The following is a 13,904-nucleotide window of genomic DNA, read 5'->3' on the forward strand; positions in this document are numbered from 1 at the left end:
AACAGTTAACAGCGTATTTAAAATTTACAATAATTTATTGTTGCTATATTAAACGATATGGGATAATATAATCCCTGCAAGCGCTTCATAAAAACGATTACTTCATAAGGAGCTACTACTATGAACATTAAAGCAACTTTAGATCGCATCCCTGGCGGTATGATGGTCGTTCCCCTGTTACTTGGTGCAACCATTAATACATTCTTCCCAAATGCCCTGCGCATTGGCGGATTCACGGAAGCACTTTTTGTTAACAGTGCCAGTACTTTGATTGCCCTGTTCCTGTTCATTGCGGGTACACAGATTACGTTTAAAACAGCAGGTTCCTCTGTCGGCAAAGGTTTGACCTTGCTTACGTTCAAATGGGTGATTGGTGCAGCCCTTGGTTTTATCGCTATTTTGTTCGCGGATTCAAATGGGTTATTTCTCGGTCTGGCCCCGCTTGCCATTATTGCTGCGATGACTAACTCTAATGGCGGTTTGTACATTGCTCTGGCCGGCCAATACGGGAAAGAAGATGACAAAGCAGCCTACCCTTTCCTGGCTCTCAGTGATGGTCCTTTCCTAACCATGGTAGCGCTCTCCATCTTTGGTGCGATGGGTTTTGCAAACGGTATGTTTTCCCCTATGGCCTTTGTTGCGGTATTGCTTCCGCTCATCGTTGGTGTCATTATTGGTAATCTGGACCGCAATCTGGCGGAATGGCTGCATAAAGGCAGTGACAAACTTGTTCCGTTCTTTGCATTTGCTCTGGGTATGAACATTAGCTTCTCCTCCATCATTCAAGGTGGTCTTAGCGGAATTTTACTGGGTGTGTTAACCGTGTTATTAACGGGTGGAATCGGTTTCCTGCTCTTTAAAGCCATCGGCTGGAACCCTATCGTTGGTGCTTCCGAAGGTTCAACAGCCGGGAATGCCGTAGGTACACCTGCTGCCATCGTGGCTGCTAATGCTTCATTTGGCCCAATTGCCGAGATTGCTACGGTGCAAATTGCAGCGAGCGTTGTAACAACAGCCATCCTGTTGCCGATCTTCATCGGGTTCCTCTCCAAACGATTAGAGAAATCAGGTGGAGTCGAGAAATACAATCAACGACCAACCACATAAATGGGTATCACCTGATTTAATTTGCTTAATCTGTGCTTAATGGATGATCTGAACGGACTTTTTATTAAATTGTGCTTACAAGGAGGGATGACTGCATGAAATTAGCCATTATTGCAGATGATTTGACCGGTGCCAATGACAGCGGGGTGCAGCTTGCCCGTCACGGCTTGAAGACCAGTGTTCTTTTTAATATAGATGAAGGCCCTCTTACACGTTACGATGCCGTCGTCTTTGATACAGATAGTCGTTCCATATCCTCGCAGGAAGCGTATGACCGTGTATATCAGGCTGCTGAATTGCTGACGAACAACGGATTTGAGACGATTTTCAAAAAAATGGACTCCACCATGCGTGGTAATATCGGCATCGAGATTGATGCTGTATATGATGTCGTAAAGCCGGACTTTATGATGATTGCCCCGGGTTATCCAAAAAATAACCGGACGATATTGAAAGGAATTCATTACCTGAACGGCGTTCCGCTGGCAGATACTGAAATTGCCCATGATCCGAAGACACCTGTAACGATATCCTACCTTCCGGACTTGTTGAAACAACAGACCAAGTACGAAGTTGGTGAGATCACCGTCGCCGATCTGGAAGCCGGGCAGAATCATATTCGCACCAAGCTAGAGCAGTTGAAAACAAAGAATATCCCGTATGTAATGGTGGACTCCACCGAAGAAAGACATCTGGAACTGATTCTGCAGATGACTCGCGAGTTGGAGTATACCTTTACTTGGGCAGGTTCGGCGGGCATTGCCAATTACCTCCCCGCACATTACGAGTTGGAATCCAGGGCTGCGTCACTTGATATCCCGGAGAATCCCGGTCCAATCCTAACGGTGGTTGGCAGCGTGAACAAAAACTCCCGCGAGCAGCTGCATCGATTGATGCGCAAGTCCCGCGTAGCTTCAGTCTCCTTCCATTCCTTCAAAGCGGTATCCGCAACCGCAGACCGCGCGGAAGAGATGGAACGTGTCTATAACGAGGTTCGAGACAAAGCGCTGGAAGGACAAGATGTTGTCCTCTACTCCACCGCTGAACAGGTGGATATCGAACTGGCACGAGCAACGGGCGAAATTCGTGGTCTCAATCACACGGAAGTCAGCAACGAGATTGTACTTGCGATGGGTGAGATCTGTGCCAGACTGCTGGAAGAGGGATTGTTCAAAGGGGTATCCATGACCGGCGGTGATACAGCTAAACAAATCTGTCTGAAATGGAATATTAGCGGCTTCGAGTTGCTGGATGAGCTTGAAATCGGCGTGCCGATCTCCAAGTTTATAGGGATTGATGATCTGCATGTGATTACCAAAGCAGGCGGATTCGGTAAACCGGATGTCTTTATCCATGCGATTCAAAAATTAAAAGGGGGTATTCTTGTATGAAACCTACAATTGGAATTACGATGGGCGACGCAGCAGGTATTGGACCGGAGATTATTATGAAAGCACTGGGTCATCAAGAAATGTACGATCAGTGCAATCCACTCGTTATCGGTGATGCAAAGATTCTGGAGCGTGTGTTGCCTGTCATCGGTTCAAGTCTGAACGTTAACGCGATTCAAGAGCCTTCTGAAGCCAAGTATGAATTCGGTACTGTGGATGTGATTGATCTGAACCTCGTTCCTGCGGATCTGGAATACGGTAAAGTATCTGCCGTGGCTGGAGATGCAGCATTCCAGTTTCTCGCCAAAGCCATTGATCTTGCCAAAAAACAGCAGATTCACTCCATCTGCACTGCACCTTTGAACAAAGAAGCTCTCCATCAAGGGGGGCACCTGTATCCGGGGCACACCGAGATTCTGGCTGACCTGACGGATACGCAGGACTTCTCGATGATGCTGACCACGCCTAATCTGCGCGTTATTCACCTGACAACACACATGGGTCTGATCGATGCCATTGCGAGTATTAACCCGGAAAGAACCTACACCGTGGTGAAGCTTGCTCATGATACGTTGAAAAAAGCAGGCTTTGAGAATCCGCGCGTTGCCGTATGCGGAATCAATCCTCATGCCGGAGAGAACGGCTTGTTCGGTAATGGAGAAGAAGAAGAGAAACTTCAGCCAGGCATTGATCGTGCGCAGCAGGAAGGCATTAACGTCGTTGGTCCACTCCCGGCGGACACACTCTTCTTCCGCGCTGGTCGCGGTGACTTCGATATCGTTGTAGCCTGCTACCACGACCAAGGTCATGCACCGATCAAGGTGATGGGCATTGAGGAAGGTGTGAACATCACCGTTGGCCTGAAAGGTGGCATCATCCGTACATCCGTTGACCATGGTACAGCCTTCGATATCGCCGGCAAAAATATTGCCGATGATAAAAGTATGCTGGCTGCCATCCGCTCTGCTATTGAGCTGGCGCCGAAGGATCAGGGATAACATCAAGATTCATTCGGTACATGCGTGAGTCTGATCGTAAGATCAATTGTATTCGTATCGGTATATATTCGGTATTCAATAAATAGAAGGAAAAAGGCAAACCCTCTGTAAGTTCAAGGGTTTGCCTTTTTGTATATCGTCCACCCATTTATTCAGACCAATAGTCTTGGTTGGTATTATGGCCATCAAACATATGCTAAACTGATCATAATAAGCAAGTAAAGTGAAGAACTCCTGTAGACCTGCAGTACACATCGATTACGTGAAGTTCACACCGACTTAAAATGATAAAAAGGAAGAGATTTAATGGGACGAAAACAATCTTTTACTGAAACAGAGCTACTGGACACAACTAAAAAATTAGTACTTGAGCATGGCTATGACGGTTTTCATCTCAAGCTGCTCTCACAGCATCTGTCCGGAGCCCGGAGCACGATATATCAATATTACGCGAATAAAGAAGAGATCGTCGCTGCTTGTATGAAGCGATCAATTGCAACCGTATTAGAGAATTCATTAGCCATTGATGAGACTGATCCAATGGATGCTCTTGAGCAACTGCTTCTGATCTACGCAGAAGAATCTACGCTCCATCAACTTCTGGGAGATGCCAGTAAAATTAATACAACTAATTCTGCTGCGGCAGCGAGAGATCTTGAATTTATTGAGGAAGCACATAGGACCCTAAAAATTCAATTATCACGCTTGTTTGAACGCGCTCAGCAGGATCAAGCCCTGCGACAAGATATTCCTCTACCTGTACTTATTGGTGTTTTTTTTAACTTAATTAATACGCCTAATATGCTAAATATCCCTACGCCTGATTGGGGAAAGTTGCTGTTCCAAATGTGGATCGGAGGAGCCAAGAGCTAACTTTATTCTTGGCTTTAATTTGACACAAGTGTCATTTATATCGTTTAATTATATAAACCACGTGGCTGTACCTCTAATTTGACACATGTGTCAATAAAAATGAAAGAAGGAGTTGAACAGATCATGTTTTTAGCGATGAAGGAGTTAATGCATAATAAAATGAAGTTTTTGATGATTATCATTATCTTCGTACTAATGGCTTGGTTGGTATTTATTTTATCCGGTCTGGGAAACGGATTATCTACGCTAGCCGCATCAACATTCAAGACCATGAAGGCTGATTATGTCATCTTTGAAGAAGGAGCTCAGTCTTCCATGAGCAAGTCACTGCTGTCAGATCAACTGGTGGCGAAGGCGGAACAACTTCCTAATGTGGATGCTGCATCACCCATGGGAAGTACGATGGCAACGGCACTGAAAGAGAATAGCACCAAGAATGAAGATAAGGTAGATATAGCGATTATAGGAATTGACCCAGGAAGCTTCCTGGAACCAGCTATTGTAGAAGGTGAAAGCCTGTCTTCCGAGAACCCTACGGGTGTCGTGGTGAATTCAACCATGAAAGATGAGGGCTATCAACTTGGGGACACGTTTCAACTGGATGGCACGACGGAATCATTGACAATTATCGGATATGTGGAGAATCAGACGTATAACCACGTTGCATCCGTATTTACCCCAATGGCTGAATGGCGGAAGATTGCCTTCGCGGCTCCAAGTTCAGATAAAGGAATTGCCGGACCGGTTAATGCGATCATGTTACAAGGCGAGAATATTGATCCAGAAGCTATAAATAAAGAGTTATCCAGCACAGATACAGTTACCCGAGCAGCAGCTGTACAAGGAATGCCAGGATACAAAGAAGAGAACGGTACGATTCTAATGATGCTTGCATTTCTACTCGCGATCTCTGCATTTGTACTCGGGGTATTCTTCTATGTCATTACGATGCAAAAAACCAACCAGTTTGGCATTATGAAAGCGATAGGCGCTAGTAACCGTTTCTTGGGAAAAGCCATTATCTCGCAAGTGTTTGTACTTTCGCTGACTAGTATTGTTGTTGGAATCTTGCTAACTTATGGGACAGCAGCAATTATGCCAAAAGGAATGCCATTTAAGCTGGAAACCAGTCTTGTCTTCAATTATTCTATTATCTTGCTGGTTATTGCTATGTTAAGTTCACTGGTATCTGTTCGCAAAATTACTAAGATTGATCCGCTTAAGGCGCTCGGGAGGGTTGAATAATGAGTAAGGGACTGCACATGCGGGAAGTCACCATGTATTATGCCGAAGGAAACAATCGGATCACCGCGCTTGATCATGTATCCATATCCGTGGAACCGGGGGAGTTTGTTGCTGTAGTTGGACCTTCTGGTTCTGGTAAAAGTACATTCTTATCTATTGCTGGGGCCATGCTGAAAGCCTCCGAAGGAGATATTCAACTAAACGGAAATCATATTTCGAAGCTTACGGAGAAAGAGTTATCTAATATAAGGCTGCAAGAAGTTGGATTTATTATGCAATCTTCAAATCTAGTTCCCTATCTAAATGTTCTGGATCAACTGCTAGTTGTAAAAAGGATGGCGGGGACGATTAAAAAAGAGGATAAGGCATTTGCCACCAAGCTGCTGGAAGAACTGGGGCTGGGTTTGAAGTTAAAAAGTTTCCCCGAAGAGTTATCCGGTGGTGAGAAACAACGGACAGCCATTGCTCGTTCTTTAATGAATAATCCCAACATCATCTTAGCCGATGAACCAACCGCCAGTTTGGATACCAAACGAGCCCATGAAGTGGTTAGTCTAATCGCGCAAGAAGTGAAATCACGCCAAAAGGCGGCCATTATGGTTACCCATGATGAGCGTATGCTTGAATATTGTGACAAAGTATATCGGATGTATGATGGCGGTTTGTCCCTAGCTGAATCGTAAATATATGGACCAAACAATATACCATTTCTCTTCTCTATTCCTTCTTTTATAAAAAGCTTCTATTCAGAAAAGAGTAACATGTTAAGTAGATTATAGGTCTGTCCATCACTCTCCTCGTCCCTCTCACTCTAGGCTCCCAAGTGGTTCGGGTCTCTCACCCACAAGCATAACTTCACGCTCGCTCTGCGAATGTCTGCTTCGGCGATATGCACTTGGTGACATTCCGTTCTGTTTGTTGAAGATGCGATTGAACTGGGAAAAGCTTGTGAACCCACACTGTGCAGCAATATCTGTGATTTTCTCACTCGAATTCAGCAGCATTTGCTGGGCATTCCGAATACGGGTCATCTGCACATACTCCGTGAAGGTGAAGCCGGTAACCTTATTGAATTGGCGAGACAAGTGATGGGCACTTACATAAAAACGCTTGGATACCTCGTCCAAAGATAAATCCTGCTGATAATGGCTGTGAATATAAGAGGCAATGGCATACATGCGCCTGGACATCGTTGATCCAGTCTCTTCACGCACATACCCGTTCTCTGGTGAGTAACGATGAAGAGCACAGAGAAACTCCACGAACTTGCTATGAATCATAACCGATTGAAGGACAGAAGACTGCTGCGATATAGCAAAAATATCATTGATCGGCGCGAGGACTTCCTTGCGTCTTTCTTCTGTAAATCGGAATATCGGGACCGGTTTATTAAAAATCGAAAACAGCTCTGTGTAACCGCTCTCAAGACCAGGTGTATTACGTGGCATGGCAAAGGTGATCATCAATCGTTTCGGCGGGGCACCCTTCGGATATTGCGTTTTATGCAGCAATGAAGGCCGCAGCAGAACGATATCCAGAGGCTGGATCTCATATAAACTGCCTTCAATGATGTGCGCAGCTGTTCGATCCAGAAGAATACAGATTTCATAGAAATCATGGAAATGCTGAAATTCCATATTCAGTTCATGGGAGCGCTCGTCATAATCCAGATGATAAAAAAGTGAATCTCCAGGCTGGTTCACATGGATCGCATATCCTTGCTCGTATGCCAAAACCGATGGTGTCATGGACATGCCCCCTATCCTGATTCTAATGATTTTATTTTAGCATGAAATGCAATAAAAAGACGTTATTTTCAGCATACAATACGTAGTTTCGCCCATTTCTCTTTTGTTATGATAGAGTTGATATGTTAGCGCTTGCAGTATTTTCGCCCCAACAACGACTACAGCCTGTACTTACTACAAACCAAGGTGGGAAACCAACATGAAAATGAATTCCTTATATACTCGAATCCATACCATTGTTAAACACTTGGAACGTGCTCGACTTACCTCAAAGACATATATCCCTGAGCTTTATCATAAAGAAAGTGGTTACCACTCCTGGGAACTGGTGCATGAGGACCCTTCCTCCTGGAACGTATTCCGTAAGGGTGATGGCTGGGGTGGCAAAGACGTACACAGCTGCTTCAAAACCCGCATTCAAATCCCGGATCAAATGGAAGGAAAAAAGGTCGTTTGTGCCATCGTTACTGGTGCTGATGATATCTGGAATTACGATAATCCGCAATTTCTGGCATTCCTCAATGGGGAATTAATCTGCGGTCTGGATGTTAACCATACGGAGATTGACTTGACTCCATCCGCGGTGAAGGGCGAAGAGTTTGAGTTGGCATTATATGCATATTGCAGTACGTCTGCCGCAGATGTTTTTCTAAATGTATATATCGCCGAGCATCATCAGCAAGTCTCCGATTTGTATTACGATCTCAAGGCTGCGCTGGATGCTGCGGATCTGCTGCGTGAGGATGATCTGGAGCGCCTGAAGTTGGTCGAACATCTGAATAAAGCCGTGAATTTGCTGGATTTGCGCCAGGAAAACAGCGCAGAATTCCATGCGTCGGTACTGGAAGCGCGCCGATATCTGCAAGATCATGTCTATGGTGATATCCGCCCTGCCGGTGATCACATCCCTACCGTGCACTGTATCGGACACACGCATATCGATGTGGCATGGCTGTGGACGCTGGATCAGACTCGGGAGAAGGTCATTCGTAGCTTTGCGAGTGTACTCTACTTGATGGACAAGTTCCCGGAGTATACCTTCATGTCCTCTCAGCCCCAGCTGTATGCGTACTTGAAAGCAGACTACCCATCCCTATATGAGAAAATTAAGGAAAAGGTGGCCGAAGGCCGCTGGGAAGCGGAAGGTTCAATGTGGCTGGAGGCTGATTGTAATTTGATCTCGGGTGAATCCATGATCCGTCAGATTATCTACGGCAAACGTTTCTTCAAGGAAGAGTTCGGCGTGGAGAACCGTGTGCTCTGGCTGCCGGATGTATTTGGTTATAGTGCAGCGATGCCGCAGATTATGCGCAAGAGCGGCATTGATTATTTTATGACAACCAAAATTGCCTGGAATGATACAAACCAGATTCCAAACGATACGATGTACTGGAAAGGAATCGACGGATCAGAGGTCCTGACCCACTTTATCACAGCAACAGACTATGACAAACACCCTGATTTCAGGCAGCGTCGCTTCGAAACGACCTATAATGGTCGGTTTAATGCTTCGCAAGTGAAAGGCACGTGGCAACGATACCAGAACAAAAACATCAATGCAGATGTCCTGCAATGTTTCGGATTCGGAGATGGCGGCGGTGGACCAACCGAAGAGATGCTGGAGCATGGCAGACGACTTGATATTGGATTGCCGGGTGTACCCACGGTGAAACGTACCTTTGTACGCGAGTTTTTCGAGAAGCTGGAGCAAAATCTGGCTGATGTTCCTTCCGTTCCTCGCTGGTCGGGTGAGCTGTATCTGGAGTATCACCGGGGTACCTATACTTCCATGGCGCGTAACAAACGGTACAACCGTCATAGTGAATTTGCGCTGGCCGATGCCGAGCTGTATGCCATGATTCATCGTCAGGCGAATGCACAGGCGGCCTATCCAACCGATGCACTGGAGCATGCATGGAAGCTGACGATGCTGAACCAGTTCCATGATATTCTCCCGGGCAGCTCCATTGAGCAGGTATATGTGGATTCCAAGGAGCAATATGAAGAAGTGCTGCGTGTCACGGATGAGCTGAAAGACAGTGCGCTGAACGGCATTGCAAGCCAAATTACATCTGATGGCGAAGCCATTGTAGTATTCAACACGACCGGATTTGTACGGACGGATGTGGTTGAACTGCCTGCTTTTGCGAGAAAAGTAACCGTCTATGATGGAGATCGCCCTGTACCAAGCCAGCGGACTCCCGAAGGTGGACTTGTATTCCTTGCAGAAAACGTGCCTGCATCCGGGTATAAATCCTTCCGAATCACACCAGATCTGACAGGCGAGCTTGTTGCGGGAGTTTCGGTTGCACAGTGGGAAGCAGATCGGCGCCATATCCATACACCTTGGTACGATATTCACCTGAATGAAAGTGCCGAGTTCACATCCGTATGGGACAAGCTGGAGGGCCGCGAGCTGCTTCAGTCTGGCAAGCGTGGTAACGTGCTGCAAGTGTTCGAGGATCGACCTGCGGAATACGAGGCATGGAACATTGACGATTATTATGAACAGCATATGTGGGAGATTAATGACCTGCAGTCGCTGGAGTGGGTTGAAAGCGGGCCCGTGCGTTCCGTGCTTCAAGTGAAGCGACAGTTCCTGGACTCGGTCATTGAGCAGACGATCATCTTCTATGCGCACACGCGCCGGATTGATTTCCGTACGTTTGTGGATTGGAAGCAGGAGCATTTGCTGCTGAAAGCCGCTTTCCCGCTGGATATCTGGAGTGAAAAGGCCGTCTACGAAATCCAGTACGGCAACGTTGAGCGTGCTACCCACCGTAATACGAGCTGGGATCAAGCCCGGTTTGAAGTATGCGGGCAGAAGTGGGCCGATCTGGCGGAGAACGGGTACGGTGCTGCTCTGCTGAACGACTGCAAATACGGATATGATATTCATAACTCGGTGATGCGACTGTCGCTGATCAAGAGCGCAACGTACCCGAATGAAAATGCCGACAAAGAGCAGCACGTATTCACCTACGCGCTCTATCCGCATCAGGGCGACTTCCGTGAAGGACGTGTCATCCAAGCTGCTTATGATCTCAACCGTCCGCTGGTTGCCCGTGAAGTAAGTCCGCAAACCGGTACGTTGCCGGGAACATGGTCAATTGCATCGGTCGATCAGGATAATGTCGTGCTGGAGGTTATCAAAAAAGCCGAGAACAACGATGATATGATCATCCGAGTCTACGAAGCACATGGCCGCCGCAGCCGTGCTTCCCTGCAATTGCCTGAGGGAGCAGGTGTTACGGCGTACGCGTGTGATTTGCTCGAGAATAACGAAGCGGAATGCGCCGTGGAAAATGGTCGAATTTCTTTTGATATCAAACCGTATGAGATTCTGACCTTCCGTATCCCTGCTGAACAGTAAACAGAAATTACGCAACATGAAAAACTGCAACATTGCTTAATATGCTTCAACAATAAAGCAATAAAGGGCTGCCTCCTGTCATATCTGACATGGGAGCAGCCCTTCATTTGTCGTTCTTTAAAATTCTTCGTACTCGCTTGGGTCCTGATCCCACAACCGTCCATCCGGACGATTAAATGCAGAGATGACCTGTATCTCTTCTGTGCTCAACTCAAAATCGAATATATCGATATTTTCCTGTTGATGCTGCAAGGAGCCGGCTTTCGGAATGGGAATGGAACCCAGCTGAACATGCCAGCGCAGAATGATCTGGGTTGGCGTTTTGCCATGCGTTTCCGCAATCCGAAGAATGTTCTCATCCTTCAGAATATCCTGTACGGCATCATTGCCACGTCCAATCGGACTCCAGGATTCGTTCACGATGCCATGCTTTTTATCCTGTTCCCGCTGATCGGCTTGGTCAAAGAACGGATGCAGCTCAATCTGATTCAGACTCGGCGCTATCCCCGTTTCCTTAATCAGCCGATCATTGTGCTCAGGCAGGAAGTTGCTGACTCCAATGGATCGGATATATCCACGTTTTTTGGCTTCGATCAGTGCTTGCCATGCCTCGACATACATGTCCTTCTTCGGATTGGGCCAGTGAATTAGATACAGGTCGTAATAATCCAGATCCGCTCTGTACAGGGATTCCTGGATCGCCACAAGTGCTTTATCATGAGCGTGATAACGCCCCGGCAGCTTCGAGGAAATGAGTAGTTCTTCTCTGGCGATGGAGCTTTGTTTGATTGCTCTGCCCACCGTTGCCTCATTCTCATAGTTATACGCCGTATCAATTAATCGATAACCCGCATCCATTGCGGACGCGATCGATTTAACGCCTTCTTCACCTTTTAAACTATAGGTACCAAATCCAATTGCAGGCACTTTCAAGCCATCGTTCAATGTATATTCCGGAATTCGATGATTCATCTGAAGACTCTCCTTTGCAAAAGGTATACGAACAATATGGTAAAAATAATGCCCCTCTCCGTTTATCTACCCCTCCATACGCACTTGAATCAATTGGAAGCCACCACTCCATTTTAGTCGGGTGACGGCTTCCTCTTCTAGCTCTCATGAAGAACGGTCTCCTTTTCATTCAAACGAAGAGATGGGCGTGGCCGATAACGACTGATTGCCTATAAAGTTCTTAATAGCCATAGCGGCCTGCTTATACCCGCCAGCATCGCGTAACGTTTTCCCAATAACCTCAGCATGCTCCTTGTAGGAGGCATTACGGAGCACTTCTAAGACTGCGTTTCTAAGAACATCGGGTGTAAGGTTATTTTTGTCCACGATGACCCCTGCTCCCAACTCCTGTACCCGGCCTGCTACACGCGGCTGATCCGATGTTAACGGAAGCATGATTAATGGTACATTGTAATACAAAGCTTCGCTGGTACTGTTCATTCCTGCATGTGTTAGAAAAGCATCTACACACTGCAACACTTCCAGTTGAGGGACATAGGGTCTTATGATGAAATTATCAGGAATGAGATCAGCAATAGGCTCTATATCGGTATCCTTCCCAGAAGACAAGATAAACTGCACAGGCAAATCACGAAAGGCCGTGAAGCAAAGCTTATAAAAATCAAGATCCTTATTTAAAATGGTGCCCATCGAAATATAAACTGCCTGTTTGTAAAGAGCATACAGTGACTCCTTTGCAAAGCCTGGCGCATCCTTGCGGGGGATAATAGATGGGCCAGTGAACACAAAGCTGTCGTCCAGCTTGTCCCCCATGGGTTGAAAATAACGACTTGTATAGACAATCTTCAGTTGTCCTGAATGCCCTAAAAGTTCCGCCAGGGAAGGTACAGCCACATCGAACTGGGAAGCTATTTGCTGGGACACTTCCACGATGCTGTTATATAGCTCCTTGACCTCCTCCGTATCATCATTCAGTTGATTGTCTGATCCAAGAGGCTCCACAAAAACAAAGGTGCTGGTTGAGCATACCGTTGGTATACCTAACTTCTCACCTAGAATTTGTCCTCCCCAGCCTATTATGGAGTCAAAAATGATATAGTCATAGGTTTCATGTTCGATCAGATTCAGAACATCTGGAATAAACCTTTGAATAACTTTTTCCAATATCATATATAAAAATTGGTAAGGATGCTTGAGTTCAAATGGCTTCATACCAGGGTTGTTGAGCAGGGTTGCCTCGTTGAAGGAGTAGGCTTTAAATTGTGCGCCTATCGCTTCAATCTTCGTCCGGTATTTTTCGGTACAACAGTAGACCACTTCATCACCGTTCTCTACCAGTTCCTTGATTAATCCAAGCGACGGATTGATATGGCCTTCTGCAGGGATCATCACAACTAATACACGTGCCACGGCACTCACCTCCATTAAATTTTCCAATGCACTCAAGTGGGGGCTATGGTAACCCATTCTTCCAGAGCATTGGCTTGAATAAATAAAACTCTACTACCTCATTGAGGCGGTAGAGTTCCTATTCATGAGACGGAAGCATTAAAGTCTACGATACCTAACGTTATTTTACTCTCACGAGCTGGTCACGGCACCCAGACATCCCTTTTATAAAAGGTTACGCTGTAAGCATCGGTATCGCTGTATCGTCCATCTTTGCTTATCACTTTAAAATATACATTATTGTATTCGACAAGAACTGTATCCGCTCCTGACGTATTCGTAGAAGAAGCAACCAAATTTCCAGCGCTGTCATAGGCGTACAGATCGTAATCATAGCCGGAAGGAGAACCCAGCACGACAGATTTGCCATGCCCTCTGAATGTAAAGTAGTCTACATCTGTCGGGGATGATAGATAAGACCAAGCACTTCCACCCCAGTAAGCCGGACCGTAGGGAGTGGCCACCGTTTGCGTTGGGATTTTATACGCGCTGCTCAAAGTGTCATTCGACTCGTAATTATCCGCCAAGGCCGTACCCACAATCGATCCTGATAAAAGCGTTATCATAATTGCAGAATACAATGTTTTCTTCATTTCATTCTCCCTCCATTTCTTTTGAAAAGTTAGCACGCCAAAGAGACTTCATGCTTTTCCCTCGTTCATAGACACGCCTGATCAGAAAAAGATCCAAATCACTCCTTTCAAAATATGGAATTAATTAGATTATAATGTAAAGAAATACATATTGT

The 13,904-nt window shown here is 46.1% G+C and carries 11 protein-coding genes; 7 read left to right on the forward strand and 4 right to left on the reverse strand.

All coding sequences use genetic code 11. The features are described 5' to 3' along the window. The first annotated feature begins 120 nt into the window (after positions 1-120). From MHB71_RS24110 to MHB71_RS24135, 6 genes are all read left to right on the forward strand, one after another. Complete coding sequence (locus MHB71_RS24110; RefSeq protein ID WP_036616292.1) at positions 121-1,107, forward strand: 2-keto-3-deoxygluconate permease; 987 nt, start codon at positions 121-123, stop codon at positions 1,105-1,107. A 95-nt stretch (positions 1,108-1,202) separates the two neighbouring features. Further along, a complete protein-coding gene (locus tag MHB71_RS24115) occupies positions 1,203-2,498 on the forward strand; it encodes a four-carbon acid sugar kinase family protein (RefSeq protein WP_340027906.1) in 1,296 nt (431 codons plus the stop codon). Continuing rightward, positions 2,495-3,496, forward strand: a complete 1,002-nt coding sequence (pdxA, locus tag MHB71_RS24120) for a 4-hydroxythreonine-4-phosphate dehydrogenase PdxA (RefSeq protein ID WP_340027907.1) — start codon at positions 2,495-2,497, stop codon at positions 3,494-3,496. Before MHB71_RS24115 ends, pdxA begins: the two co-directional genes overlap by 4 nt. Positions 3,497-3,802: 306 nt before the next feature. Further along, positions 3,803-4,369, forward strand: a complete 567-nt coding sequence (locus MHB71_RS24125; RefSeq protein ID WP_100526455.1) for a TetR/AcrR family transcriptional regulator — start codon at positions 3,803-3,805, stop codon at positions 4,367-4,369. 123 nt (positions 4,370-4,492) lie between these two features. Then, on the forward strand, positions 4,493-5,614 hold the full coding sequence (locus MHB71_RS24130) for an ABC transporter permease (protein ID WP_340027908.1): 1,122 nt from the start codon (positions 4,493-4,495) through the stop codon (positions 5,612-5,614). Beyond that, complete coding sequence (locus tag MHB71_RS24135) at positions 5,614-6,297, forward strand: ABC transporter ATP-binding protein (RefSeq protein ID WP_076320062.1); 684 nt, start codon at positions 5,614-5,616, stop codon at positions 6,295-6,297. The genes MHB71_RS24130 and MHB71_RS24135 overlap by 1 nt, the downstream gene beginning before the upstream one ends. Positions 6,298-6,420: 123 nt before the next feature. Here the strand turns inward: MHB71_RS24135 and MHB71_RS24140 are convergent, their stop codons facing one another. Then, entirely contained in the window at positions 6,421-7,362 is a 942-nt protein-coding gene (locus MHB71_RS24140) for an AraC family transcriptional regulator (protein ID WP_076320061.1), read from the reverse strand. Positions 7,363-7,561: 199 nt separating this feature from the next. Between MHB71_RS24140 and MHB71_RS24145 the strand changes: the two genes are divergently transcribed. Continuing rightward, the gene (locus MHB71_RS24145) at positions 7,562-10,735 is read left to right on the forward strand and encodes an alpha-mannosidase (RefSeq protein ID WP_340027909.1); all 3,174 of its coding nucleotides are present in this window, start codon (positions 7,562-7,564) and stop codon (positions 10,733-10,735) included. A gap of 117 nt (positions 10,736-10,852) precedes the next feature. On the opposite strand, the gene MHB71_RS24150 is transcribed toward MHB71_RS24145, so the two are convergent. The 3 genes from MHB71_RS24150 to MHB71_RS24160 all read right to left on the reverse strand — a co-directional run bounded on the left by MHB71_RS24150 (position 10,853) and on the right by MHB71_RS24160 (position 13,749). Continuing rightward, positions 10,853-11,707, reverse strand: coding sequence for an aldo/keto reductase (locus MHB71_RS24150; RefSeq protein WP_340027910.1), 855 nt, complete (start codon positions 11,705-11,707; stop codon positions 10,853-10,855). Between the two features lie 165 nt (positions 11,708-11,872). Beyond that, the gene (locus MHB71_RS24155; RefSeq protein ID WP_340027911.1) at positions 11,873-13,117 is read right to left on the reverse strand and encodes a macrolide family glycosyltransferase; all 1,245 of its coding nucleotides are present in this window, start codon (positions 13,115-13,117) and stop codon (positions 11,873-11,875) included. 182 nt (positions 13,118-13,299) lie between these two features. Then, positions 13,300-13,749: a hypothetical protein gene (locus MHB71_RS24160; protein ID WP_340027912.1), complete on the reverse strand. Its 450-nt coding sequence runs from the start codon at positions 13,747-13,749 to the stop codon at positions 13,300-13,302. Positions 13,750-13,904 lie beyond the last annotated feature (155 nt).

Origin of the sequence: Paenibacillus sp. FSL H7-0940, from assembly GCF_037979415.1 — a bacterium.
GTDB lineage: Bacteria > Bacillota > Bacilli > Paenibacillales > Paenibacillaceae > Paenibacillus > Paenibacillus amylolyticus.